This is a genomic window from Gordonia sp. OPL2, assembly GCF_003797825.1.
Classification (GTDB): domain Bacteria; phylum Actinomycetota; class Actinomycetes; order Mycobacteriales; family Mycobacteriaceae; genus Gordonia.
The window spans coordinates 77,590-102,123 of sequence record NZ_RKME01000002.1 but is presented as its reverse complement, the minus strand read 5'-3'; the positions used below and the strand labels follow the sequence as shown (position 1 = coordinate 102,123).

Genomic DNA, 24,534 nt, shown 5'->3' with positions numbered 1-24,534 from the left:
CATGTCCATCTCGGTTATCGGTGCGAACAAGCGGTACGGGGACTTCGCAGCGCTCGACGACGTGTCGATCGACATCCCGGCGGGTTCGCTGACCTCCCTCCTCGGACCGTCGGGATCCGGCAAGTCGACACTGCTCCGTGCGATCGCCGGTCTGGACAGCCTCGACTCGGGAACCGTCATCATCAGCGGCACCGATGTGTCGGGAGCGGCACCGCAGAAGCGCGACATCGGGTTCGTGTTCCAGCATTACGCGGCGTTCAAGCACTTGAACGTCCGCGACAACATCGCGTTCGGTCTAAAGATCCGCAAGCGTCCCAAGGCGGAGGTCGACGCCAAGGTCGACGAACTCCTCGAGATCGTCGGACTCACCGTGTTCCAGAAGCGGTTTCCGTCCCAACTGTCGGGCGGTCAGCGTCAGCGGATGGCGCTGGCCCGGGCGCTGGCCGTCGACCCTCAGGTATTGCTCCTCGACGAACCCTTCGGCGCCCTCGACGCCAAGGTGCGTGAGGACCTGCGAAAGTGGTTGCGCCGCTTGCATGAGGACGTCAACGTGACGACCGTTCTCGTCACCCACGACCAGCAGGAGGCGCTCGACGTCAGCGATCGCATCGCGGTGCTGAACAAGGGACGCATCGAGCAGGTCGGTTCGCCCGACGACCTCTATGACCGACCGGCGAACGAGTTCGTCGCGTCGTTCCTCGGATCGACCGTGCGGCTCAACGGAGAGTTGGTGCGCCCGCACGACATCCGGATCGGTCGCAATCCCGAGCTGGCGTTGCCGGCGGCGGACGCGTCACTCGACACCGGTGTCATCAAGGCGACAGTGGCGCGTGTGGTGAACCTCGGCTTCGAGACCCGCGTGGAGCTGATCTCGGGAGCCACCGGCGACGAGTTCCAGGCGCAGATCACCCGCGGGGACGCCAACGCCCTGAATCTGCAAGCGGGGGAGACGGTCTACGCCCGGGCGACGAAGGTGGCCGCACTCACCGAGTCCTGACTCGCGACGTGGTCGGTGGAGGCTGCGACCCAGTAGTGGTGGCAGACCGCGTCGACCACGTCGGGGTGGGCACCGAGCGGCCCGGCGACCAGGGATGCCGGGGCATGCTCGTCGAGCGCGGATTCGACACGTTCGGTGAGCAGACCCGCGGACAGGAAGTACGGGCTGACGGCGATACGCTCGGCGCCGGCGGCGCGTAGGCGTCGCACGGCGGCGCGCAGCCGATGGTCGCGCGCACCGAGTTTGGTCGCGAAGACGACCTCGACCGGGCGGTGCACAAGCATCGACAGTTCGATCGCCCGCCGTCGGACGTGGCGGTCCGCAGACGGATCCGAGGAACCGACCGCGGTGAGCAGGATGCCCGCACGCTCGGACCGCACATCGAGACCGGCCTCGATCAGCCGGTCGGCGAGCGCCTGCGCGAGCGGGAACGTCCCGATCACGTCCGCCTGCACCACTCTGCGCCGGGGCCGGGAGTGCTCCTCGATGATCGCGGGAAGATCCACCTTGTGGTGATATCCCGCGGCGAACAGCAACGGCACCACCACGCAGTCACCGTCGACATCATCGAGCGCGTCGCCGACCAGCGGTACGTCGAGGTCGAGGTAGGCCAGCCGCACGTCGACCCCGGGCATGGCCTCCGACACCGCGTGCCGCACACGGCGAGCCGTCGCGCCGAACCGCGGATCGCGGCTGCCGTGCGCGACGAGGAGCAGGGTGGGTGTCATCGTCACGGGGGTCTCAGACGGTTGTGGGCGGAATGGGGTGCGGACTCAGACGAGCTCGGGTGTCGCCGACAGGTGGAGGTTCTCCAGCGCGTCACCGACGAGCCCGGCACCGAGGGTGTTGCCGCCCTGCGGATCGATCAGCAAGAAGCTGCCCGACTCGCGGTTGACCTGATAGTCGTCGGCGGCGATCGGCTCGGCGGTCTGGATCGCGATGCGCCCGATCTGGTTGAGCTCGACGGTGTCCGGCGAGTCGACCAGTGCGAGGTTCTGCTCGTCGAAGAGCACTTCGAGTCCGCCGACGATCGCCTGCGTCGTCCGGGTGCCGTGCTTGAGCAGCAGGCGCGCGCCCGGCCGCAGCGGCTTCTCGGCGAGCCAGCAGACGGTTGCACTGAACTGCTGCACCGGCTCCGGGGCGTCACCGGCTGTCGCGATCAAGTCGCCGCGGGAGACGTCCACGTCGTCGGCGAGCAGGATCGTCACGCTGCGCCCGGTGTGCGCGGTGGCGAGCTGGCCGTCGGCGGTGTCGATCTGGCTGACGGTGGTGCGGGTGCCGGCAGGCAGCACGACGACCTCGTCGCCCACCGAGACGCGCCCGGCCGCGATCTGTCCGGCGTAGCCTCGGTAATCGGGGAATTCCGGTGTGCGGGGCCGGATCACGTACTGGACCGGGAAGCGCAGGCCGACATGCTTGCGGTCCGTCACGTTCGGCACCGTCTCCAGATGCTCGATGAGCGTGGGCCCGTCGTAGAAGGGGGTCGTCTCCGAGCGGACGGCGACATTGTCGCCGTGCAGCGCCGACACCGGGATGGCGGTGACCTGCTCCGGGGACCAGCCCAGCGACCGGGTGAGTTCCGCGAACTCCGCAGAGATGTCGGCGAACACCGACGCCTGGTCCTCGACGAGGTCGATCTTGTTGACCGCCAACACCAACTGTGGGACCCCGAGCAGCGCCATCACCGCGGCATGGCGGCGCGTCTGCGCCACGACCCCGTTGCGGGCGTCGACCAGCAGGATGACCAGCGATGCGGTCGACGCTCCGGACACGGTGTTCCGGGTGTACTGCACGTGGCCGGGTGTGTCGGCGAGCACGAACGACCGTGCCGGCGTGGCGAAGTAGCGGTATGCGACGTCGATGGTGATGCCCTGTTCACGCTCCGCGCGCAGGCCGTCGACGAGCAGCGAGAGGTCCGGCCCCTCGAGCCCGCGGTCGACCGAGGCCTTGGTGACGGCGTCGATCTGGTCGGCGAGCACCGATTTGGTGTCGTAGAGCAACCGGCCGACGAGGGTCGACTTGCCGTCGTCGACGCTGCCCGCGGTGGCGATGCGCAGCAGGTCGGGGGCGGGACCGGAGGAGGTCGTGGTCATCAGAAGTATCCTTCGCGCTTGCGGTCTTCCATGGCGGCCTCGGACACGCGGTCGTCGCCGCGGGTGGCGCCACGTTCGGTCAGCCGCGATGCGGCCACCTCGGCAAGGACGGCGTCGTTGTCGGCGGCGTCGGACAGCACGGCGCCGGTGGACGAGCCATCTCCGACGGTGCGGTAGCGGACTGAGAGCCGTTGCAGCTCTTCGTCGTCGCGCGGACCGCCCCACGGCCCGGGGGTCATCCACATGCCGTCGCGCAGATAGACATCACGCTGGTGTGCGTAGTAGATCTGCGGCAGCAGGACCTGTTCGCGGGCGATGTAGCGCCACACGTCGAGCTCGGTCCAGTTCGACAGCGGGAAGACGCGGACGTGCTCTCCCGGAGCGTGACGACCGTTGTACAGGTTCCACAGTTCGGGGCGCTGACGCTTCGGGTCCCATTGGCCGAAGGCGTTGCGCAGCGAGAAGATCCGTTCCTTGGCGCGGGAGCGTTCCTCGTCGCGGCGGCCGCCCCCGAAGACGGCGTCGAAGCGGTTCTCGGTGATCGCGTCGAGCAGTGGGATGGTCTGCAGCGGATTGCGCACCCCGTCCGGGCGTTCGGTCAGCCGTCCGTCGGCCAGATAGTCCTCGACCTTGGCGACGTGCAGACGGAGGTTGTGACGCTCCACGACCTGATCGCGGAACTCGAGCACCTCCGGGAGGTTGTGACCGGTGTCCACGTGCAGCAGCGAGAACGGCAGTGGGGCAGGCCAGAACGCCTTCAACGCCACGTGCAGCAGGAGCGTCGAGTCCTTGCCGCCCGAGAACAGGATGACTGGTCGTTCGAACTCGCCGGCGACCTCGCGGAAGATGTGGATCGCCTCGGACTCGAGTGCATCCAGGGTCGTGAAGTCGTCGGTGGTCTCGAGGATCGGCTCGGCGGCGGTCTCGGGAGCGGAGGTATCGGCAACGGTCATGCGTGGAGCCCACATTCTGTCTTGGCGCGTCCGGCCCAGCGGCCGCTGCGCGGATCGGATCCGGGTTCGGGTTTGGCCGTGCACGGGGCACAACCGATCGAGGGGTAGCCGTCATCGACGAGCGGGTTGACCAGCACACCGTTGCTGTCGATGTAGTCCTGCATGGTCTCGTCGGACCACGCGGCGATCGGGTTGATCTTGACCAGCCCGAAGCCCTCGTCGAAGGAGATGAGCGGCGCATTGGCGCGAGTGGGTGCCTCCACGCGCCGGATGCCGGTGATCCAGGCGTCGTAGCGCGCCAGTCCGGCCTTGAGCGGCACCACCTTGCGCAGCCGGCAGCACTCGCCGGGATCGCGGGCGAAGAGGTTGCGGCCCAACAGTTCATCCTGCTCGGCGACGGTGTGCTCGGGGGTGAGGTTCACCATCTCGACGCCGTAGACCTGCTCGACGGCGTCGCGCGTGCCGATGGTCTCGGCGAAGTGATAGCCGGTGTCGAGGAACAGCACCTTGACCGGCGAACCGGCGAGCAGGTCACGGTCGACGTGCTTGACCGACAGGTCGACCAGCGCGGCGTCCTGCATGTTCGACGCGACGACGAAGTTGTCGCCGAAGGTCTCCGCGGTCCAGCGGATGAGCTCCTCCGGAGACGCATCGGCGCCGAGGTCGGCCGCACCCTTCTCCGCAATCGCCCGCAACTCGGATTCGGAGTGCCGGCGCCCGGTGGTGGCGGACGTTGACGTGGTCATCGCAATGCCTCCTCATCAGCACGAACGGCCCACTGCGCGAACCGCTCTCCTTCGTCTCGCTGGTCCACGTAGTTCCGCACGACGCGATCGATATAGTCGCCGAGCTCGGTCGAGAGGACCTTGTGTTGACGCAGTTTGCGACCGAAACCGGAGTCCTGGCCGAGGCTGCCTCCGAGGTGGACCTGGAAGCCGTCGGTCTGATTGCCGTCCTCGTCCTCGACGAGCTGACCCTTGAAGCCGATGTCCGCGACCTGCGAGCGCGCGCAGGAGTTGGGGCACCCGTTGATGTTGACCGTGATCGGGACGTCGAGGGCCGAGTTGATGTCGGCCAGACGCTCCTCGAGTTCGGGGACCAGCCGCTGCGAACGCTTGCGGGTCTCGGTGAACGAGAGCTTGCAGAACTCGATGCCGCTGCACGCCATCAGGTTCTGGCGCCAGTTCGACGGACGTGCCGACAGGCCCAGCGCGCCGACCTCGGCGATGAGCTGCTCGACCTTGTCGTCGGGGATGTCGAGCACGACCAGTTTCTGGTACGGGGTGAAGCGGATGCGGTCGGATCCCGCGCGCTCGGCGGCATCGGCGACCGCGGTGAGGATCGAACCCGAGACGCGACCGGCGATGGCGGCGAATCCGATGGCGTTGAGGCCGTTCTTCTGGCGCTGCACACCGACGTGATCGCGAGGCCTGGTCAGCGGTTCCGGCGCAGGGCCGTCGATCAGCTTGCGGCCGAGGTATTCGTCCTCGAGCACCTGACGGAACTTCTCGATGCCCCAGTCCTTGATGAGGAACTTCAGACGGGCCTTGGCGCGCAGTCGGCGGTAACCGTAGTCGCGGAAGATGGCGACGACGCCCTCCCACACATCCGGGACCTCGTCGAGCGGAATCCAGGCGCCGACCCGTTGCGCCAGCATCGGATTGGTGGACAGGCCACCTCCCACCCAGAGGTCGAGGCCGGGGCCGTGCTCGGGATGGTTCACGCCGATGAACGCGATGTCGTTGGTCTCGTGGGAGACGTCCTGCAGACCGGAGATCGCGGTCTTGAACTTGCGTGGCAGGTTCGAGTACTGCGGGTCACCGATGTAGCGGCGCACGATCTCGTCGATGGCCGACGTCGGGTCCAGTACCTCGTCGACGGCGTCGCCGGCCAGTGGCGAACCCAGCACGACGCGTGGGCAGTCACCGCACGCCTCGGTGGTCTTCAGTCCGACGCCCTCGATCCGCTCCCAGATCGTCGGGACGTCTTCGATGCGAATCCAGTGGTACTGGACGTTCTCGCGATCGGAGAGATCCGCGGTGTCGCGGGCGAACTCGGTCGAGATCTGCCCGAGCGTCCGCAACTGCGCCACGTTCAACGCGCCCGCGTCGCAGCGGATGCGCATCATGAAGTGGTTGTCCTCGAGGATGTCGATGTTCTCGTCACCGGTCCAGGTGCCGTCGTAACCCTCTTTGCGCTGGGTGTACAGGCCCCACCAGCGCATACGTCCGCGCAGGTCCTGCTTGTCGATCGAATCGAAACCCTGCTTGGAGTAGATGTTCTCGATCCGGGCTCGCACGTTGAGCGGGTTGTCGTCCTTCTTGACCTGCTCATTGGGATTCAGCGGCTCGCGGTATCCGAGCTTCCACTGACCTTCGGCCCGACGCTTCGTGGGGCGGGCCTTGCGGGCCGGCCGCTCACCGCGTGCGGCGGGCTTCGTCCCCTCGGCTGCCCGGCCCTTCGACGCGGTGGGCTCGTCAGTCGAGTCAGAGGTGGTCACGGAAAGGTCATCGGTGGTGGACGTCATGAAGTCTCCTGCGCTGACGCGCACACGTCAGCAGTCACGAAATGGTGGGCTGGAAACGTGCCGGCGTACCCGCGTAGATGCGGGGACTTCTCAGGGCCGAACCGTCGTCGGTCGACGACAGGGGAGCACGTCGTCTACGGACGACAGAATGCGCTGCAGACGCGCTTGAGATCGATGTGGCGTCGAGCTGCGAGCCACACCCCTGGGGAAGTCACGCCGTTCATAGTGCCACGATCACCCTTGTCGCGTCTACTTGGGGTTATTTTCCCTCACGGTGATGCAAATGCCCACCGCACGGGTCACTTGTGGGTTTCAAGGCTGGTCCGGCGGACGATATTCCCGCGACGGCGGCCCCTCCCCGAGATGCCTGATCGCAGTCGTCGCGGAAACATCGCCATGAGCCGATTCCCGCCACGTCTGCGGGATCGGTTGGGGTGGGGTTGTGCGCGGCGGGCGCGGCGTCGCGCGCATGATGGACAAGTGGGAGTCGAGTGTGAATCGGACGTCGAGGACGTCGTCGCGGCCGCGTGCGGCGCCGTCGATCCGTCGACCCCGTTGGGCCTCTATCTCCACGTCCCGTTCTGCGCCACCCGGTGCGGCTATTGCGATTTCAACACCTACACGGCCGGGGAGCTGGGGAGTTCGTCGTCGCCGGAATCCTGGCAGCAGGCCGTCGGCCTCGAGTTGGAAGCGGCTGCGCGACTTCTCGATCCGACCCGCAAGGTGTCGACGATCTTCGTCGGCGGGGGGACGCCGTCACTCCTGGGCGCCGATGGACTGGGTCGGCTCGTGCAGTCCGTGCGCGACAATTTCGACCTCGACGACGACGCCGAGGTGACCACCGAGTCCAACCCGGAGTCGACCTCTCCTGCCTTCTTCGACGGACTATTGCGGGCGGGATTCACCCGCATATCACTCGGAATGCAGTCCGCGGCGCCACATGTGCTGGCGACACTGGACCGCACCCACACGCCCGGACGTGCGGTGGCCGCGGCCCGGGAGGCCGCGGCGGCCGGTTTCGACCACGTGAACCTCGACCTGATCTACGGCACGCCGGGGGAGAGTGACGCGGATCTGCACGCGAGCCTCGATGCGGTGCTGTCCACGTCGGTCGATCATGTATCGGCGTACGCGCTGATCGTGGAGGACGGAACTGCCCTCGCGCGCCGGATTCGTCGTGGAGAACTGCCCGCCCCGGACGACGATGTGCTCGCCGACCGCTATCGGATCCTCGACGACCGCCTGCGCGCCGACGGATTCGATTGGTACGAGGTCTCGAACTGGTCGAGGTCGGCCGCGGCGGAATGCCGGCACAACCTGGCCTATTGGCACAGCAGCGACTGGTGGGGCATCGGACCCGGTGCGCACTCCCACGTCGGCGGTGTGCGGTGGTGGAACGTCAAGCATCCGGCGCGCTACGCCGCCGGTCTCGCCGAGGGACATCTGCCGATCGGCGGGCACGAGGTGCTGTCCGACGAGGACCGCCATGTCGAGTCGGTGATGCTCACCGCCCGGTGCCGGGGTGGCCTCGCCGTCGACGAACTCACCGCCGAGGAGTACCGGCGCGCGGCCGAGTTCGTCGCCGACGGATTGATCGAACACGTCGGCAGCGTCGGTGCGCGACTCGTCCTCACCGACGCCGGTCGGCTTCTCGCCGACCGTGTCGTCCGGGAGATCCTGGTCGCGGGCTGACGACGGTGTGACTCACGCGGGGTGACCGGTCACCACTCGGGTGCTGCCGAACTGCTGGGCGGGAGCGTCCAGCCCGTGCTGCGAGCGCTGCGACGGTGGGCGCCCGGTGGTGTCGTCGGTGGTGTCGGCGCCCGTCCCGGCGACGGGAGTTCGGCCGTGTCGAGGCGATCCTCGACCGACTCGGCGGCGGGATCGAGTTCGAGTGCGTCGAGATCGAGCATCCGCGCGTGGATGATGTGGCGGTTACGCAGCGCCGACCGGACGGCGCGGTGGAGTCCGTCCTCGAGGTAGAGATTGCCCTGCCACCGGACGACGTGGGAGAACAGGTCGCCGTAGAACGTGGAATCCTCGCTGAGCAATTTGTCGAGCGCCAGCACGGTCGTAACGGTGGTGAGTTCGTCGAGGCGGAACTGCCGTGGCGGGATCTTGGCCCAGGCCCGCGCGGACAACCCGTGGTCGGGATAGGGCTTACCCTCCCGCACCCCCTTGAAGATCATCGAGCACTTCCCTGAGTCCGGCGCGGCCACCCGGAACGGATCCAGCGGGTTGCGCGCAACGGTTCGTAAGATGGACGTCACCTACTGTATGGCAGAGTTGTCGAACCGGGAGGTGCGTCGCATGTCGACTACAGACGATCGACGGTTCGAGATCCTGCGTGCCATCGTCACGGACTTCGTCGACACGCAGGAACCCATCGGTTCCAAGGCGCTGGTCGAACGTCATCAGCTCGGAGTCTCCAGCGCGACGGTCCGCAACGACATGGCCGTCCTCGAGGCCGAGGGCTACATCGCCCAGCCGCACACCAGTTCCGGCCGCATCCCGACCGACAAGGGCTACCGGATGTTCGTCGACCGGATCAGCGAGATCAAGCCGCTGTCGGCGGCCGAACGCCGCGCGATCCTGTCCGTCCTCGACTCCGGCGTCGACCTCGACGACGTGTTGCGCCGCTCGGTCAAGCTCCTCGCACAGCTCACCCGGCAGGTCGCGGTCATCCAGTACCCGGTGTTGTCGACGGCGACGGTCCGACACCTCGAGGTGGTATCGCTGACACCATCGCGTCTGCTCCTCGTCGTGATCACCGACACCGGGCGGGTCGAGCAGCGCATGGTCGGGCTCGCCGACGATCTCGCCGACGACGACTACATCCGGCTGCGTGACATGTTCTCGGCGGCACTGCACGGCAAGCGTCTCGAGGCGGCGTCGGCAGCCGTGGCCGAACTGGCCAACGAGGCGCCCGACGACATCCGGGACGCCGCGATCACCGTGGCGACGGTACTGGTGGAGACGCTCGTCGAACGCGGCGACGATCGCCTGGTCCTCGGCGGGACGTCGAATCTGGCGCGGTCGGCCGCCGACTTCGCGCCGGCCGCGGGTGGCATGGACACCGTTCTCGATGCGCTCGAGGAGCAGGTCGTGGTGCTCAAACTGCTCGCCACGAGTCAGAGCATGGGTGCGGTGACCGTGCAGATCGGAGAGGAGACGCAGACCGAGAACCTGCGTGGGACCTCGGTCGTGTCGACAGGGTACGGTGCATCGGGCACTGTGTTCGGCGGCGTCGGCGTGGTCGGTCCCACACGCATGGACTACCCGGGAACAATCGCGTCTGTCGCAGCCGTTGCGAAGTATGTCGGCGAGGTGTTGTCCGATCGGTGACCTGTGCGGCCGCATGCGCGGCCCGGGTGACGGCCGATCCGACCGCCGGCCCTGTGAGACCAGATGAGATAGAGGACCGAGACGACTGTGGCACGTGACTACTACGGCATCCTGGGCGTGGACAAAGGCGCCAGCGACCAGGAGATCAAACGCGCCTACCGCAAGAAGGCGCGTGAGCTCCATCCCGACGTCAACCCGGGGGAGGAAGAGCGTTTCAAGGAGGTCAGCGCCGCATACGAGGTGCTGACCGATCCCGAGAAGCGTCGCATCGTCGACGCCGGCGGTGACCCGTTGGCCGGTGCCGGTGCAGGCGGGTTCGGTGGCGGATTCGGCAGCGGTGGTCTCGGTGACGTGTTCGAGGCGTTCTTCGGCTCCGGCGGTGGGTTCGGGGGCGGCGGATTCGGTTCGGGCCGCGGACCGCGCGGTCGCGTGCAGCCTGGTGAGCCGGCGCTCGTGGCCGTCGAACTCGACCTCGAGGAGTGCGCATCCGGGGTCAACAAGGAGATCACGGTCGACACGGCGATCCTGTGTGACCTGTGCAAGGGCGCGGGTACCCACAACAACTCGAAGCCGACGACCTGCGACACGTGTAAGGGCGCCGGCGAGATCCAGGCCGTGCAGCGTTCGTTCCTCGGGCAGGTCATGACCGTCCGTGAATGCCCCACCTGCCACGGCGTCGGCGAGGTCATCCCGGATCCGTGCCGCAAGTGCGGTGGCGACGGCCGGGTGCGGTCGCGTCGCACGATGACCGTGAAGATCCCCGCGGGCATCGAGAACGGCATGCGTGTCCGGCTCTCCGGCCAGGGTGAGGTCGGTCCGGGCGGCGGTCCTGCCGGCGATCTGTACGTCGAGGTCGGTGAGCGTGCCCACGAGGTCTTCGTGCGCGACAAGGACGACCTGCACTGCACCATCCGCGTACCGATCGTCGACGCCGCTCTCGGTGGTGAGATCGATGTCGACACCATCCTCGGTGGGTCCGCGCGTGTCTCGATCGCCGCGGGCACCCAGCCCGGACAGGTCGTCAAGGTGCGGGGACAGGGTATGCCGCACCTGAACACCGGCGTCCGCGGGACGCTGCACGCCCACCTCGACGTCGTGGTCCCGACCCGTCTCGACTCCGCGCAGACCGAGGCGCTCAACCGGTTCCGCGCGGCCTCCGACGATCATGTCGAGGTCGTCACGTCGTCGGGGAGCAGCGCTTCGAGTGGCCTGTTCTCGCGACTGCGCAACGCGTTCGCCGGACGCTGACGAGCGCGGGGCGCCGACGTGAGTCCACCCCTGTTCTGGGTCGATGAGGTCCCCCGCGTCGGTGCCGAGATCACCCTGTCCGGTGCCGAGGGGCGTCACGCCGTCACCGTGACACGGATCGCTGCCGGTGAAGACGTGGTCGTCGGGGACGGCCGCGGTTCGACCGCGCGCTGCGAGGTCGTCGCGATCACCGCGAAGGACTCCCTCGTCGCCCGCGCGCACGCCTATTCCTTCGTCGATCGGCCGCGGCCGACGGTGACGGTCGTGCAGGCACTGCCGAAGGGGGAGCGGTCGGAGTTGGCGGTCGACCTCGCGACCGAGGCAGGTGCGGATCGGATCGTGCCATGGCACGCCGCGCGCTGTGTCGCCCGATGGACCGGGAAGGTCGACAAGGGGCGCGCCAAGTGGGAGGCCGCGGCGTCGTCTGCGGCCAAACAGAGTCGACGCCCCTGGATTCCCGACATCGGGCCCCTCGCCTCGACGACCGACGTCCGCGCGTTGAGTTCGGACGTGATCGCGCGCGGCGGAGTCGTCGCCGTCCTCCATGAACACGGCGCGGTGGGTCTGCGCGATCTCCCGGTTGCCGACGTCGCCGAGATCGTTCTGATCATCGGCCCCGAAGGCGGCCTCGACGACACCGAGATCGCCGACCTCACGGCTCTGGGCGCCACATCGGTGATCCTCGGACCACAGGTGCTCCGCACGTCGACGGCCGCCGCCGTCGCGCTGGGCGCACTCGGTGTGCTGACCGAACGCTGGTCCACGACATGACTCGGGAGTTGTGATGAGGAAGTGTGCGGCACACCGCACCAAGATCGAATATGGTTCTGCGCCATCGCAATTCGGTCACGTCTACTACCCGCTCGACGGCGTCGGTGCGGACGATGTCGTGCGTCCGGTGGTGCTCGTCCACGGCGGTTACTGGACCACCGAGTTCGGCCTCACCATCGAGACCGCGATCGCCCGGCTGTTCGCCGAACGGGGAGCGGTGGTGTGGAACGTCGAATACCGGCGCGTGGGTGAACCGGGTGGCGGCTGGCCGACGACCGGTCGGGACGTCGTCGCGGCCATCCGCGCCCTCGACGGCCCGGTCCCGGCGGCGCTGCCCGCCGAGATCAACGAGCGGGTGGACTGGGGCTCGGTCGCCGTCGTCGGGCATTCGGCCGGCGGCCAGCTCGCGGTGTGGTCGGTGTCGCAGCTGCGTGCACGGACGGACACGTGTGCGATCACGACCGTGATCGCACAGTCGGCGGCCCTGGACCTCGAGGCCGGCGCCGACCGTCCGTCGATCCGCGGGCTGATGGGCCGGCCGGCCGACGAGATCCCGCATCGCTACCGCGACGCATCGCCGTTGTGTCAGGAGCCGTTCGACGCGCACGTCGTGGCGCTGCACGCCGAGGACGACACCGCCATCCCGGTCGAGTCGAGCCGGCGCTATGTCGACGCGGTGACCGCACGAGGTCAGTCCGCGGAACTGATCGTCGTTTCGGGTGAGGGGCATGACGCCTTCGTCGATCCGCGTAGCGCGTCGACGCGACAGACCGTGCGGCTGCTCGGTCTGTGACACCGCTGGGTGCCTCCGATCGTCGACAGCAGGGCCCGCGGCCCTGCCGTACCCGGGAATATTGCCTGGGAGATGCGCGGTTCAATCGCGTTAGACTGGCTGCATCCCGGCGATACGGACGCGCCGAGAAGACCCCTGAGGAGTGATTTCATACGTGAGTGACGACAATCCCGACGTGAGCACGCCGACGAGCCGAACTCTTGCGGGCCGATCTGTCACCTCCAACGTGGAAGTCTCTCCCGAGGTGGTCTTCGGTCTGCTCGGCACCAGCGACGTCAATCTGCGCACTCTCGAACAGCTGCTCCCCGCCGACATCCACGTCCGCGGCAACCAGGTCACCCTCACCGGTGTGCCAGCCGACGTCGCCGCGTCCGAGCGGGTCATCGCCGAACTCGTCGATCTGGTGGGTCGTGGTACGCCGCTGACCCCCGATCTCGTCCGACACAGCGTCTCGATGCTGTCCGAAGGCTCGGCGGAGTCGCCCGCAGACGTCCTGTCACTCGACATCATCTCAAGGCGCGGGAAGACGATCCGGCCGAAGACGCTCAACCAGAAGCGCTACGTCGACGCCATCGACAACAACACCATCGTCTTCGGACTCGGACCTGCCGGCACCGGCAAGACCTACCTCGGGATGGCGAAGGCCGTCCAGGCCCTGCAGTCCAAGTCGGTCAACCGCATCATCCTCACGCGTCCGGCGGTCGAGGCCGGCGAGCGGCTCGGCTTCCTGCCCGGCACGCTGAGCGAGAAGATCGATCCGTATCTGCGGCCGCTGTACGACGCGCTGCACGACATGATGGATCCCGAGGCGATCCCGAAGCTGATGGCGGCGGGAGTCATCGAGGTGGCGCCCCTGGCATATATGCGTGGCCGGGCGCAGCCCCTGTCGACGCGCGTGCTTACCCCGACGGGCTTCCGTCCGATCGGTGACCTCGTGGTGGGCGACGAGGTGATCGGCTCGAATGGGTCCCCGACCGAGGTGCTGGGCGTGTACCCGCAGGGATTCAAGGACATAGTGCGTGTGACCACTCAGGACGGTGCGACGACCTTGTGCTCGACCGATCACCTCTGGTCGGTCTACACACGCGGCGATCGTCGGCGTGGCAAGGGCCCGCGCGTCCTCGCCGCGAAGGAGATGATCGGAAACCTTCGAGCAGCGCACTACCACCGCTACGAGCTGCCCGTTCTCGCCGCGCCGGTGTCGTTCGACGCCCGGCCCGTGCCGTTCGATCCGTACGCCCTCGGCCTGATGCTGGGCGACGGTTGCATGGCGGGCATGGCCACACCGTCGTTCACGACCGCTGACCCGGACCTCGTCGAGGCTCTGGTCGAGGCGATCCCGGGCATCCGGGCCCGGCGGAAGTCGGATGTGGACTATGTGTTGAACCGGATCACCACTCCGGGTGAGGTCATCACCATCGAGAACCCCGTCACGGGTGCGATGCGTGCCCTTGGCCTGTGGGGTAGCACGTCCGCGACGAAGTTCGTGCCCCCGCGGTACCTCCAGAACTCTGCCGATGTCCGGCTGGCGGTTCTCCAGGGTCTTCTCGACACCGATGGCGGACCGGTCGGTCAGGCGGGCCGCACCTGCCGTGTCCAGTACACGACGACCTCCGATCGGTTGCGCGACGATGTGGCCTTCCTGGTCCGCTCCCTCGGCGGGGTGGTCTACACGCGCACCCGTGCCGCGGCCGGCCGGGCGCCTGGCCACGCGGGGGGAAGAGACGTGCCCTATCGGCATGATTCGCACGTGCTCGACATCCGGCTGCCCGCGGGACTCGCCCCGTTCCGGCTCGCCCGCAAGGCAGCGAAGTACGCCACGGGTGCGTGCAAGGAACCCAAGCGCTACATCGAGAGCATCGAGGAAGCCGGCACAGAGGAGGCAGTGTGCATCCGGGTGGCCGCCGATGACTCGCTGTACGTGACCGAGGATTTCCTGCTGACCCACAACACGCTCAACGATGCCTTCATCATTCTCGACGAGGCGCAGAACACCACCGGCGAGCAGATGAAGATGTTCCTCACCCGGCTCGGTTTCGGGTCCAAGGTGGTCGTCACCGGCGACACCACGCAGGTGGATCTGCCGGGTGGTGCGCAGAGCGGGTTGACCGCCGCGACGCGCATCCTCGACGGGATCGACGACATCCACTTCTCACACCTCACCAGTGCCGACGTCGTCCGACATCGCCTCGTCGCCGACATCGTCGACGCGTACGGCCGTGCCGAGGAGAACGACCGCGGACGGCTGCGTGACGCCGACCGGCTATCGGGCAACCGCGCGTCCCGGCGCGCGGCGAACCACGGGCGTCGCTCATGAGCATCGAACTGGCGAACGAATCCGGCGTCGAGGTTCCCGACGACCTCATCATCGCCGCCGCGCGGTTCGCGATCGTCGCGATGGACGTGAACCCGGCAGCCGAGCTGTCGGTGCTCCTCGTCGACGAGGACGCGATGGCCGACATGCACATGCAGTGGATGGACCTGCCCGGACCGACCGACGTGATGAGCTTCCCGATGGACGAGCTGGTCCCGGGAGGTCGTCCGGATGCGGCCGAGCCCGGCCCGGCCATCCTCGGTGACATCGTGCTCTGCCCGGAATTCGCGGCACAGCAGGCGAAGTCGGCGCGGCGCTCGTTCGAGCACGAGTTGTCGATGCTGACCATCCACGGCGTCCTGCACCTCCTCGGCTACGACCACGCCGAGCCGGAGGAGGAGAAGGAGATGTTCGGGCTGCAGAACCGGATCCTCGAAGAGTTCTACGCCGAACGTCATCGGCTGGCACAGAACCGTCGGCAGTCCGACCGCGACACCAAGCTGCTGACCAACATCGGCTTCGCCGAGACCGCTCTGCCCGAGAACGCCGCGCGCGAGGAGGAGTGAGGGTGCCCGACGACGTCTGGTTCGTCGTGGCCGCGCTGCTCCTGGTGCCGCTGGGCGGGATCTTCGCCGCCATCGACGCCGCCTTGTCGACCGTGTCCATCGCACGGGTCGAGGACATGGTGAAAGAGCAGCGTGCGGGCGCGATCCGATTGGCCTCCGTGCTGCAGGGACGCGGCACCTACGTGGGTCTGGCCGTGTTGTTGAGGGTGACCTGCGAGACGGCCTCGGTGGCACTCATCGCGCTGGTCCTGACCGATTCGATCGGGGTCGGGTGGGGGCTGTTCGCGACGATCGTCGGGATGGCGGTCGTGTCGTATGTGGCCGTCGGCGTCGGTCCGCGCACCCTCGGACGGCAGCACGCCTACACGATCGCGTTGTCGTCGGCGATCGTCGTGCAGGCCATCGGCCTGCTGCTCAAACCGGTCACCCGGTTGCTCATCCTCGTCGGTAACGCCGTTACCCCGGGCAAGGGATACCGCAACGGTCCGTTCGCCACCGAGGTCGAACTGCGCGAAGTCGTCGATCTCGCCGAGGCCAGCGGAGTGGTCGCCGCCGACGAGCGGCGGATGATCCAGTCGGTGTTCGACCTCGGCGACACGAACGCGCGCGAGGTGATGGTGCCGCGGCCCGAGATGATCTGGATCGAGCGCGACAAGACCGCCGCACAGGCGATGAATCTGGCCGTGCGGTCGGGGCATTCGCGAATCCCGGTGATCGGTGAGAACCCGGACGACATCGTCGGCGTCGTCTACCTCAAGGACCTCGTCGCCGGCAGTGCACAGCAGCTCTCCGGGCGCGTCGACGACGTGATGCGAGAAGCCCAGTTCATCCCCGACTCCAAGCCCCTGGACAAGGTGCTCGCGGATATGCAGCGCACCCGCAACCACATGGCGCTGCTGGTCGACGAGTACGGCGGCATCGCCGGCCTCGTCACCATCGAGGACGTCCTGGAGGAGATCGTCGGCGAGATCACCGATGAGTACGACACCGACGAGGTGGCCCCGATCGAGGATCTGGGCGACGGCTCCTACCGGGTGTCGGCGCGACTGCCGGTCGAGGACCTCGGCGAACTGTTCGGCCTGGACATCGACGACGACGAGGTCGAGACGGTGGGCGGGCTCATCGGCCTCGAACTCGGCCGCGTGCCCTTGCCCGGCGCGCGCGTCGAGTCCGACGGTCTGCTGCTGATCGCCGAGGGCGGACCGAACCGCCGCGGTCGCCAGCGCATCATCACGGTGCTGGTCAGCCGGACCGACGAACCCGAGACGGACGCCACCTCCGACGACGACCGTGAGGACACGGACACCGACGTGGCCGACGATGATCGTTCCGATCCGCCGAACGGTACGGAATACTCCATGTCCAGCCGCGGCCGGTCCTCCGACCGTTCCCGCGCCGACGACAATGACAACAGCGAGGACCGACAGTGACCCCATCCCCGAGCGGGCAGCCCGATCTGTCCGACGAGGACCAGAAGCTCGTCGTGCTGGCCAGAGGCGCTCTCGCCCGCGCCGAGACGTCCTCGGCGGCGGCGGTCCGGGACGGCGACGGCCGCACGTACGCCGGCGCGCCGGTGTCGACGTCGACGCTCACGCTCTCCGGTCTGCAGGTCGCGGTCGCGACGGCATTGTCGAGCGGAGCCCGGGCCTTCGAGGCCGCCGTGTTGGTGAACGGTGACGCCGACGATCCCGGGATGGTCACCCTGGCCGAGATCACCCCGTCGGCCTACGCCGTGGTGACCGATCTGTCGGGCCGGCCCACCGGCCGAACGGACGGTCGAGGATGACCGAGTTCCGGTCCGGCTTCGTCTGTTTCGTCGGCCGACCGAACACCGGCAAGTCGACGTTGACCAACGCGTTGGTCGGCGAGAAGATCGCCATCACCTCCAACCGGCCGCAGACCACCCGGCACACGATTCGCGGGATCGTGAATCGTGATGACGCGCAGCTGATCCTGGTCGACACGCCCGGACTCCATCGCCCGCGTACCCTCCTCGGGCAACGCCTCAACGATCTGGTCCGCGACACGTACTCCGAGGTCGACGTCATCTGTGTCTGCGTGCCTGCCGACGAGGCCATCGGCCCGGGCGACCGGTGGATCGTCTCGCAGGTGCGTCAGATGGCCCCGCGCACCACGATTCTCGGCGTCGTCACCAAGATCGATCGGGTGACCCGCGACAAGGTGGCCGCGCAGCTCGTGGCGCTCGCCGAGTTGCTCGGACCGACCTCGGAAGTCGTTCCCGTGTCCGCGAAGTCGGGTAAGCAACTCGACGTCCTGACCGACGTGCTGGTCAGTCTGATGGAACCCGGCCCGGCGTTCTACCCCGACGGTGAGCTCACCGACGAGCCCGAGGAGGTGCTGATGGCGGAGTTCATCCGCGAGGCCGCCCTCGAAGGCGTCCGCGATGAGCTGCCGCACTCATTGGCCGTGGTGATCGAGGAGATCATCCCGCGCGGCGACCGAGACAACGCTCCGGATGAGGCCGCCGGTCCCACGATGGTCGACGTGCACGCGATCCTCTACGTCGAGCGGGACAGCCAGAAGGGGATCATCATCGGCCACCGGGGTGCTCGACTCAAGGAGGTCGGGACCGTGGCCCGCGCCCAGATCGAGAAGCTACTCGGCACCAAGGTGTATCTGGATCTCCACGTCAAGGTCGCCAAGGACTGGCAGCGCGATCCGAAACAGTTGGGACGCATGGGCTTCTAGGTACACGTAGTCGGTCGGCGATCGAGGGGAGAGCGGCATGGGCAGACACGAGAACTCCGACGACGGCGAGGCCGGAACCGAGCAGATGGGCCAGGGTCTGCACTCCACGTCGACTGCTCACGATGCCGAGGCGGGCACGACCATCGCCGGGGTGTTGCGCTCACCGCGGTTCTGGCTGGCGCCGCTGATCCTGGTCGTCGTCATCATGTCGCTGATGGCCGCGCTGTACATGGGTGCCGTCGCCGATCCGCAGAAGAATCTGCACGACTTCCCGATCGCTCTGGTGAACGAGGATCGCGGCGGTGAGGTCGACAACCCGGACGGTGGCACCACGAAGCAGAACTTCGGTGACCAGGTCGCCGACGCGATGGTGCCGACCGCGGCGAAGAGCGGTATAGCCCTGCATCGCACCGACCGCGTCACCGCCCTCAACGAGCTGAACTCGGGCAAGGCCTACGGGGTCGTCGTGATCGGTCCCAACTTCACCAACCGTGCGGTGAGCCTGGGCCGGGCGGCCGTTCTCCAGGCCAAACCGGATCCGATGGCGATCGACGTGTTCATCAACCGCGGTTCCGGGACCTTCGCGTCCGCGGTCACCACGACCTTCGCCGACGAGCTGTCGACACAGGTCAACGCGCAGGTGGGAGAACGTCTGACGGCGACCGTCCGGCAGTCGCTCGTCCGCGCCGGCGTCCCGTTCAGTGGCGCTGCGCAACTCGCGCTGTCGAATCCGGTCGACGTGAAGGTCGTCGAGCCCACCCCGTTGCCCGACGGGTCCGGGAACGGGTTGTCGGCGTTCTACTACACGCTGCTGCTCCTCCTCGCAGGCTTCACCGGGGCGATGATGGTGAGCATCGTCGTCGACGGCATGCTAGGCCAGACACCCATCGAGTACGGTCCGTTCTACCAACTGCGCCAACGTCTTGCGATCTCCCGATGGGGGACGCTCGCCGCGAAGTGGACGGTCATGGTGCTTGTCGCGGTGGTGCAGTCGGCGCTGTTCATCGGAGTGTGTACCGCGGTCGGCACGTCCCTGCCGAATGCCTTCTCGCTGTGGATGTTCTCGGTGCTCGCGATCTCGGCCGTCGGGATCTCGGCGAGCTCGATGATGGCGGTCTTCGGCAATCCCGGCCTGCTGGTCAATCTGACCTTCTTCGTGATCCTCGGTCTGCCGTCGTCGGGCGGGACGGTGCCCCTCGAGGCGAGTCCGCGCCTGTTCGCGTGGATCGCGGCGGTCGAACCCATGCACGTCGTGTACCTCGGGTGCCGGGCGATCCTGTATTTCGACGCCGATTTCGACGCCGGCCTCGCCAGATCGGTCATCCAGTGCGCGGTCGGTCTGCTCGTCGGGGCGTTGCTCGGGTGGGGTGGCACCAAGCTCTACGACCGCAAGGGCTGGCATCGCTTCCCGGGCGGGATGACACTGCCACCACGGCTCGCGCGGATCGCGGACAGCACCGGCATGCCGACGATCACCACGCCGTCGCCCGCGCACGTGGCCGGCGTCGGCGCCGGGCGTCCCGGCGACGAGGGCGAGGGTCGGCACGTGTCGGGGTAGGCCACCGTCGGTGGTCGGTGGAAGAATGGCCCGGTGAGGTTCTACCGGGATGAGGCCGTCGTGCTTCGCCAGCACAAGCTGGGCGAGGCCGATCGCATCATCACGTTGCTCACGCAGGACCACGGACTCGTGCGCGCGGTCGCCAAGGGAGTACGCCGGACGCGTTCCAAGTTCGGCGCCCGTCTCGAACCGTTCGCTCACGTCGACGTCCATCTCTATCCGGGACGCAATCTCGACGTCGTGACCCAGGTCCATACATTGCACGTCTTCGCCGACACGATCGTCGCCGACTACGGCCGCTACACCACCGCATGCGCGGTCCTGGAGACCGCTGAGCGACTTGCCGGCGAGGAACGCGCACCCGCTGCCCAACTGCATCGGCTCACCGTCGGCGCGCTCGCGGCGCTCGCGGAGAGCCGACGGCCGAACGAACTGATCCTCGACGCCTACCTCCTCCGGGCGATGCACTGTGCGGGGTGGATGCCGACCCTGGACGTTTGCGCCCGATGCGCCCAGCCGGGTCCTCATCGCGCCTTTCACGTCGCCGCCGGTGGCGCGGTGTGCATCCACTGTCGGCCGCCGGGTTCGGCGACGCCGTCGCCGGGAGTGCTCGACCTGATGGACGCGTTGTTCCGCGGACAATGGGAACACACGGACGGGGTCAGCACCTCGATGCAGCGCCAGGCAAGCGGACTCACCGCGGCCCATCTGCAATGGCACCTCGAGCGTCAGTTGCGAACCCTGCCGCTCATCGAGCGCGAGGCACCTCATAGGCTGGTGGACACCGCGTGAGAGGAGACGGTTGATGGCGTTACGACCCGGTTCACGATCGGGGAGTCGACAGGCCCGACCGGAACCCGTCGCCGTCCGACCGCCCGATCCACACCCCAGCGGAGCCCAGCCGCCGAATCTCCAGCCCGAGCTGATACCACGGCATGTCGCCCTGGTGATGGACGGCAACGGACGATGGGCCCAAGACCGTGGGCTCCCGCGGACCGAGGGCCACAAGCGGGGCGAGGCCGTCCTGATGGACACCGTCTGCGGCTGTATCGAACTCGGGGTGACCTGGCTGTCCGCCTACGCGTTCTCGACCGAGAACTGGTCGCGGAGTCCCGACGAGGTGCGCTTCCTGATGGGCTTCAATCGCGATGTCATCCGTCGTCGGCGTGACGAGATGAACGAGATGGGTGTTCGCGTCCGGTGGGCCGGTCGCCGACCGCGACTGTGGCGCAGCGTGATCCGCGAACTCGAGGTCGCCGAGGAGATGACCCGCGACAACACCGTGATGACCCTGACGATGTGCGTCAACTACGGCGGCCGGGCCGAGATCGCCGATGCCGCCAAAGAGATCGCCCGCCGTGCGGCGGCCGGACAACTCGATCCGGAGCGGATCACCGAGGCGTCGTTCGCCCGCTACCTCGACGAGCCGGACATGCCCGACGTCGACTTGTTCCTCCGGCCGTCGGGGGAGCAGCGGATCTCCAACTTCCTGCTGTGGCAGTCGGCGTACGCCGAGATGGTCTACCAGGAGAAGCTGTTCCCCGACTTCGATCGTCGCGACCTCTGGGCGGCATGCGTCGAATATGCCTCCCGTGACCGCCGTTTCGGTGGGGTCATGCCGCGATGACGGATTCGGTGGCTGCGTCGGCGGAACTGCTGGCCCGCGTGGTCGCCCTCGTCGGCGAGTTCGGCGAGGTCGGTGACGTCGACCGGGATTCGGTTGTCGCGCAGGTTGGTTCGACGAGGGCGTCGATCCGTGCGTTGAGTCTCGCGCCAGGACTCGAGGTGCTCACGGTGACCCAACTGGTCGCGGTGAACCTACCCAACACCGACGACCTCCGCGACGATGTGGAGAGCTATGACGCGCAGTTGAGTCTGGGCGCGCTTCGGCGCTCCGATCCCGACGGCGTGACCACAGATGTGTTGCAGTACTACACTTTTCCGGCGGGATCGCTCGACGACATCCCATTGTTGACGGTGCTGCACATGGTGTTGTCGGCCGGTGCGGACGCCGCGGTGCGCCTGTCCGGGGGGCAGGGCCCTTCGTGACGGTTGCGAGCCCGTTCCTCAGGGTCGGTGACGCTCGCAAGCTCGCTCCTCAGGGGTCGGTGACGGTTGCGAGCTCGCTGCTCAGGGGTCGGTGGCGGTTGCTGCTCAGGGTGGTGACGCTTGCAAGCTCGCTCGTCAGGGGGCGGTGACGCAGTCGCCGCAGTAGCCGAAGACCTCGACCGTGTGGTTGATGTCGGTGAAACCGTGTTCGGCGGCGACGCCGGCAGCCCACTTCTCGACCGGTTCGGCCTGCACCTCGACCGTGGTGCCGCAGCGGCGACACACCAGGTGATGGTGATGCCCGGACGAGCAGTGGCGGTAGCGGGTTTCCCCCGAACCGTCCCACAGCACGTCGATCTGACCCGCCTGGCTCAGCGCCTGCAGATTCCGGTAGACGGTCGTCAGCCCGATCGACTCGCCCCGCGCCTTCAGCTGATCGTGCAACTCCTGTGCGGAGACGAAGTCGTCGCCGGCGGCGAGTGCGTCGGCGATGGCCGCCCGCTGTCGTGTCGAGCGCACACCGGTCACCGGACGGTCCGGTTGCGTGGTCACGACGACACCGCCCGGTCGTCGGCGGTGCCGGAATCGAGCGGCTCCTCCATGGCGTGCACGAGGGCGTCGGTGACGATGTGCGCGAGGTGCTCGTCGACGAGTTCGTACATGATCTCCCGGCCGTTGCGGTTGCCCCGCACGACTCCGGCGTCCTTCAGCACGCGCAGATGCTGACTGACCAGCGGCTGACTGAGCGACAGTGAACCGACCATCTCGTGTACGCACTGCGGACGTGTGCGCAGGAGGAGCACGATCGCGACCCGGGTCGGTGAGGCGAGTGCGCGCAACAGATCACTGGCCGCCTCACAGTCCGCCGCACCGGCGACGGGGTCCGGGCCGGTGGCTGCGCAATCACGATCTGACGACTTCATCGCCTCCATACTAAAGGAAGTCGTTTTCATTTGACCTCACCCAGACATGGGCACCCATCGGCGCGGCGATCAGCAGACCTCGGGGCCAGACGAGAGCGCACACGTGGCCACCGCGTAGCCGACGGCCGATGACGAGATCGCCAGCGCGTCGGCGTTCACGTTGTCGACGGTGTCGCGGGCGCTGTGATAGTTCGGATCGAACGGTGTACCCGCCCGGCCACCCCACTTCCGCGCTTGTTCCGCGGACTTCTCCTGCTCGGCGCCGGTCTCGGTGCCCCCGATCGGGATCCCGGCCTCGGCGAACGGCGCGTAGTCCGACCGCCCGACGAGATCCGCGGGCGCGGTCGGAATCCGCCTGCCCTCGTAGAAGCGGCTGAACACGGCCTCGATCCGATCCGAACCCGACGGCCCGGGACCGGCACCGCGCCGATCCGAGTCATCGCCGTCGAGCACGAAGAATCCCGCATTCGGCGAGCCGAGCATGTCGAAGTTCAGATACGCCGAGACCGACTCGCGGGCGCGCTCGTCGAGCGACTCGACATAGCGGCCGGACCCGATCAGTCCCTCCTCTTCTGCACCCCAGAAGGCGAAACGCACGCCACGAGGCGCCGACGGCGTCGAACCCATCCGCAGTGCCGTCTCGAGAACCGCGGCCGCACCGGTGGCGTTGTCGTTGATGCCGGGACCGGCGTCAACGCTGTCGAGATGGGCGCCGGCCATGACGACGTCATCGCGCGCACCCGTCCGTGTCTGGGCGATCACCGAGCGGGACGCGACGGTCGTCGTCCGTGCGGTCGTCGACAGGGTGACCGACGGAGCGTTCCGCACCCGGTCGCCGGCGACGCGGTCGACCCCGACGACGGGGATCGAGGTGGTGTTGTCCGCTCCGAGTGTGGCGCCGACGAGCGGCTCGTCCGAGGAGTTCACGACCACCATCCCGACGGCACCGGCAACGGCGGCCAGCGTGGCCTTCCGGGTGAAGGTGCACTCGCCGCGCCCGACGACGACCACCGTGCCGCGGCTGTCGGCGGGGTAGTCACCGGGAGCACATCCGACCCCTTCGACGGTCACTGGAGATCCGGTCACCGGTTTCCCGTCGGTGCCCCTGGTGTACTGCAGAGCGGTCGCGCGCACATCGGCGCCCCCGGCGGTCAGCGACGTCGTCCCGGCATCGAAACGCGGATAGTCGAAGCCGGGAGTGGTCACGTCGAAACCGGCGCCACGCAGCACCTGCGCGACGTGATCGACCGAGGCGTCGTAGCCGGGGGTCCCGGCGGCCCGATTGCCTCCGTGGGCATCGGCGATCGACTGCAGTGCGCGGATGTGGCCGGTCACCGCCGCGCCGGTCACCGCCGACGCCAGGGAGTCCGGACTCAGGTCGGTGACGGTCCCGACCGCCGACGACGGTGCCGAGGAGCTCGGAGACGACGATCCGCCGGGGGTCTCTCCGCCTTGCCCGCCGCATGCCGCCGCAGCGGTGACCACCACCCCGAGAGCGAGGAGGCGCAACGAGTTCCTCCCGGACCGACTGCTCACCTTCACCCGCATCACGGCACCAGGGTAGGCGGGCGCCGGAACAGAACGGCGCGATGTCGGGGCGGGTGCCGGGGTGTGGTCGGCTGCGATTCCGTCGACGCGCGGTGCGGCGGCTACCCTGTAGGGGTTGCCGTGTCGTCAGGTGGCGATCG

The 24,534-nt window shown here is 67.9% G+C and carries 24 protein-coding genes; 15 read left to right on the top strand and 9 right to left on the bottom strand.

Going from position 1 to position 24,534, the window contains the following annotated elements; genetic code table 11:
• Position 1: 1 nt before the first annotated feature.
• Entirely contained in the window at positions 2-997 is a 996-nt protein-coding gene (locus EEB19_RS03525) for a sulfate/molybdate ABC transporter ATP-binding protein (protein ID WP_187583258.1), read from the top strand.
• Here EEB19_RS03525 and EEB19_RS03520 read toward each other — a convergent pair.
• Genes EEB19_RS03520 through EEB19_RS03500 form a run of 5 tightly spaced genes read right to left on the bottom strand, consistent with a single transcriptional unit; the run spans position 955 to position 6,570 of the window.
• Positions 955-1,725: a sirohydrochlorin chelatase gene (locus tag EEB19_RS03520; protein ID WP_187583579.1), complete on the bottom strand. Its 771-nt coding sequence runs from the start codon at positions 1,723-1,725 to the stop codon at positions 955-957. The genes EEB19_RS03525 and EEB19_RS03520 overlap by 43 nt on opposite strands.
• Positions 1,726-1,770: 45 nt before the next feature.
• Positions 1,771-3,090, bottom strand: coding sequence for a sulfate adenylyltransferase subunit 1 (locus EEB19_RS03515; RefSeq protein ID WP_187583256.1), 1,320 nt, complete (start codon positions 3,088-3,090; stop codon positions 1,771-1,773).
• On the bottom strand, positions 3,090-4,043 hold the full coding sequence (cysD, locus tag EEB19_RS03510) for a sulfate adenylyltransferase subunit CysD (protein ID WP_187583254.1): 954 nt from the start codon (positions 4,041-4,043) through the stop codon (positions 3,090-3,092). The genes EEB19_RS03515 and cysD overlap by 1 nt, the downstream gene beginning before the upstream one ends.
• Positions 4,040-4,789 (bottom strand): phosphoadenylyl-sulfate reductase, encoded by a 750-nt coding sequence (locus EEB19_RS03505; RefSeq protein ID WP_187583252.1) that lies wholly within the window; start codon positions 4,787-4,789, stop codon positions 4,040-4,042. The genes cysD and EEB19_RS03505 overlap by 4 nt, the downstream gene beginning before the upstream one ends.
• Positions 4,786-6,570: a nitrite/sulfite reductase gene (locus EEB19_RS03500; protein ID WP_187583250.1), complete on the bottom strand. Its 1,785-nt coding sequence runs from the start codon at positions 6,568-6,570 to the stop codon at positions 4,786-4,788. The genes EEB19_RS03505 and EEB19_RS03500 overlap by 4 nt, the downstream gene beginning before the upstream one ends.
• Positions 6,571-7,050: 480 nt before the next feature.
• On the opposite strand from EEB19_RS03500, the gene hemW reads away from it, so the two are divergent.
• Positions 7,051-8,262: a radical SAM family heme chaperone HemW gene (hemW, locus tag EEB19_RS03495; RefSeq protein WP_262365410.1), complete on the top strand. Its 1,212-nt coding sequence runs from the start codon at positions 7,051-7,053 to the stop codon at positions 8,260-8,262.
• 29 nt (positions 8,263-8,291) lie between these two features.
• Here the strand turns inward: hemW and EEB19_RS03490 are convergent, their stop codons facing one another.
• Complete coding sequence (locus EEB19_RS03490) at positions 8,292-8,759, bottom strand: type II toxin-antitoxin system VapB family antitoxin (protein WP_187583575.1); 468 nt, start codon at positions 8,757-8,759, stop codon at positions 8,292-8,294.
• A 121-nt stretch (positions 8,760-8,880) separates the two neighbouring features.
• On the opposite strand from EEB19_RS03490, the gene hrcA reads away from it, so the two are divergent.
• The 13 genes from hrcA to EEB19_RS03425 all read left to right on the top strand — a co-directional run bounded on the left by hrcA (position 8,881) and on the right by EEB19_RS03425 (position 21,923).
• Positions 8,881-9,915, top strand: coding sequence for a heat-inducible transcriptional repressor HrcA (hrcA, locus tag EEB19_RS03485; protein ID WP_187583248.1), 1,035 nt, complete (start codon positions 8,881-8,883; stop codon positions 9,913-9,915).
• Between the two features lie 87 nt (positions 9,916-10,002).
• Entirely contained in the window at positions 10,003-11,163 is a 1,161-nt protein-coding gene (gene dnaJ / locus EEB19_RS03480) for a molecular chaperone DnaJ (RefSeq protein WP_187583246.1), read from the top strand.
• 18 nt (positions 11,164-11,181) lie between these two features.
• A complete protein-coding gene (locus tag EEB19_RS03475) occupies positions 11,182-11,934 on the top strand; it encodes a 16S rRNA (uracil(1498)-N(3))-methyltransferase (RefSeq protein ID WP_187583244.1) in 753 nt (250 codons plus the stop codon).
• A gap of 13 nt (positions 11,935-11,947) precedes the next feature.
• The gene (locus EEB19_RS03470) at positions 11,948-12,727 is read left to right on the top strand and encodes a S9 family peptidase (protein ID WP_187583242.1); all 780 of its coding nucleotides are present in this window, start codon (positions 11,948-11,950) and stop codon (positions 12,725-12,727) included.
• A 154-nt stretch (positions 12,728-12,881) separates the two neighbouring features.
• Positions 12,882-15,044, top strand: coding sequence for a PhoH family protein (locus EEB19_RS03465; protein ID WP_187583240.1), 2,163 nt, complete (start codon positions 12,882-12,884; stop codon positions 15,042-15,044).
• Entirely contained in the window at positions 15,041-15,607 is a 567-nt protein-coding gene (gene ybeY / locus EEB19_RS03460; RefSeq protein ID WP_187583239.1) for an rRNA maturation RNase YbeY, read from the top strand. Before EEB19_RS03465 ends, ybeY begins: the two co-directional genes overlap by 4 nt.
• 2 nt (positions 15,608-15,609) lie before the next feature.
• Positions 15,610-17,037 carry a hemolysin family protein gene (locus EEB19_RS03455; RefSeq protein WP_187583237.1) on the top strand — a complete coding sequence of 476 codons (1,428 nt, stop codon included), beginning with the start codon at positions 15,610-15,612 and terminating at the stop codon, positions 17,035-17,037.
• Positions 17,034-17,393: a cytidine deaminase gene (locus EEB19_RS03450; protein ID WP_187583235.1), complete on the top strand. Its 360-nt coding sequence runs from the start codon at positions 17,034-17,036 to the stop codon at positions 17,391-17,393. Before EEB19_RS03455 ends, EEB19_RS03450 begins: the two co-directional genes overlap by 4 nt.
• Entirely contained in the window at positions 17,390-18,316 is a 927-nt protein-coding gene (era, locus tag EEB19_RS03445; RefSeq protein WP_187583234.1) for a GTPase Era, read from the top strand. Before EEB19_RS03450 ends, era begins: the two co-directional genes overlap by 4 nt.
• Before the next feature lie 85 nt (positions 18,317-18,401).
• Positions 18,402-19,874: a YhgE/Pip domain-containing protein gene (locus EEB19_RS03440; protein ID WP_262365430.1), complete on the top strand. Its 1,473-nt coding sequence runs from the start codon at positions 18,402-18,404 to the stop codon at positions 19,872-19,874.
• Between the two features lie 33 nt (positions 19,875-19,907).
• On the top strand, positions 19,908-20,666 hold the full coding sequence (gene recO / locus EEB19_RS03435; RefSeq protein ID WP_187583230.1) for a DNA repair protein RecO: 759 nt from the start codon (positions 19,908-19,910) through the stop codon (positions 20,664-20,666).
• 13 nt (positions 20,667-20,679) lie between these two features.
• Positions 20,680-21,501, top strand: coding sequence for an isoprenyl transferase (locus EEB19_RS03430; RefSeq protein ID WP_187583228.1), 822 nt, complete (start codon positions 20,680-20,682; stop codon positions 21,499-21,501).
• Entirely contained in the window at positions 21,498-21,923 is a 426-nt protein-coding gene (locus tag EEB19_RS03425; RefSeq protein WP_187583225.1) for a hypothetical protein, read from the top strand. The genes EEB19_RS03430 and EEB19_RS03425 overlap by 4 nt, the downstream gene beginning before the upstream one ends.
• A 135-nt stretch (positions 21,924-22,058) precedes the next feature.
• Here the strand turns inward: EEB19_RS03425 and EEB19_RS03420 are convergent, their stop codons facing one another.
• The 3 genes from EEB19_RS03420 to EEB19_RS03410 all read right to left on the bottom strand — a co-directional run bounded on the left by EEB19_RS03420 (position 22,059) and on the right by EEB19_RS03410 (position 24,394).
• Positions 22,059-22,475 (bottom strand): Fur family transcriptional regulator, encoded by a 417-nt coding sequence (locus tag EEB19_RS03420; RefSeq protein ID WP_187583223.1) that lies wholly within the window; start codon positions 22,473-22,475, stop codon positions 22,059-22,061.
• The gene (locus tag EEB19_RS03415; RefSeq protein ID WP_187583221.1) at positions 22,472-22,846 is read right to left on the bottom strand and encodes a metalloregulator ArsR/SmtB family transcription factor; all 375 of its coding nucleotides are present in this window, start codon (positions 22,844-22,846) and stop codon (positions 22,472-22,474) included. Before EEB19_RS03415 ends, EEB19_RS03420 begins: the two co-directional genes overlap by 4 nt.
• Before the next feature lie 69 nt (positions 22,847-22,915).
• Positions 22,916-24,394 (bottom strand): M28 family peptidase, encoded by a 1,479-nt coding sequence (locus EEB19_RS03410; protein WP_187583572.1) that lies wholly within the window; start codon positions 24,392-24,394, stop codon positions 22,916-22,918.
• Positions 24,395-24,534 lie beyond the last annotated feature (140 nt).

What these genes read in the sequence shown, in the direction of transcription:
- EEB19_RS03525 (WP_187583258.1), top strand. Translation starts at nt 2, where the DNA reads ATGTCCATCTCGGTTATCGGTGCGAACAAGCGGTACGGGGACTTCGCA.
- EEB19_RS03520 (WP_187583579.1), bottom strand. Translation starts at nt 1,725, where the DNA reads ATGACACCCACCCTGCTCCTCGTCGCGCACGGCAGCCGCGATCCGCGG.
- EEB19_RS03515 (WP_187583256.1), bottom strand. Translation starts at nt 3,090, where the DNA reads ATGACCACGACCTCCTCCGGTCCCGCCCCCGACCTGCTGCGCATCGCC.
- cysD (WP_187583254.1), bottom strand. Translation starts at nt 4,043, where the DNA reads ATGACCGTTGCCGATACCTCCGCTCCCGAGACCGCCGCCGAGCCGATC.
- EEB19_RS03505 (WP_187583252.1), bottom strand. Translation starts at nt 4,789, where the DNA reads ATGACCACGTCAACGTCCGCCACCACCGGGCGCCGGCACTCCGAATCC.
- EEB19_RS03500 (WP_187583250.1), bottom strand. Translation starts at nt 6,570, where the DNA reads ATGACGTCCACCACCGATGACCTTTCCGTGACCACCTCTGACTCGACT.
- EEB19_RS03490 (WP_187583575.1), bottom strand. Translation starts at nt 8,759, where the DNA reads ATGATCTTCAAGGGGGTGCGGGAGGGTAAGCCCTATCCCGACCACGGG.
- hrcA (WP_187583248.1), top strand. Translation starts at nt 8,881, where the DNA reads ATGTCGACTACAGACGATCGACGGTTCGAGATCCTGCGTGCCATCGTC.
- EEB19_RS03470 (WP_187583242.1), top strand. Translation starts at nt 11,948, where the DNA reads ATGAGGAAGTGTGCGGCACACCGCACCAAGATCGAATATGGTTCTGCG.
- ybeY (WP_187583239.1), top strand. Translation starts at nt 15,041, where the DNA reads ATGAGCATCGAACTGGCGAACGAATCCGGCGTCGAGGTTCCCGACGAC.
- era (WP_187583234.1), top strand. Translation starts at nt 17,390, where the DNA reads ATGACCGAGTTCCGGTCCGGCTTCGTCTGTTTCGTCGGCCGACCGAAC.
- EEB19_RS03440 (WP_262365430.1), top strand. Translation starts at nt 18,402, where the DNA reads ATGGGCCAGGGTCTGCACTCCACGTCGACTGCTCACGATGCCGAGGCG.
- EEB19_RS03430 (WP_187583228.1), top strand. Translation starts at nt 20,680, where the DNA reads ATGGCGTTACGACCCGGTTCACGATCGGGGAGTCGACAGGCCCGACCG.
- EEB19_RS03425 (WP_187583225.1), top strand. Translation starts at nt 21,498, where the DNA reads ATGACGGATTCGGTGGCTGCGTCGGCGGAACTGCTGGCCCGCGTGGTC.
- EEB19_RS03415 (WP_187583221.1), bottom strand. Translation starts at nt 22,846, where the DNA reads ATGAAGTCGTCAGATCGTGATTGCGCAGCCACCGGCCCGGACCCCGTC.
- EEB19_RS03410 (WP_187583572.1), bottom strand. Translation starts at nt 24,394, where the DNA reads ATGCGGGTGAAGGTGAGCAGTCGGTCCGGGAGGAACTCGTTGCGCCTC.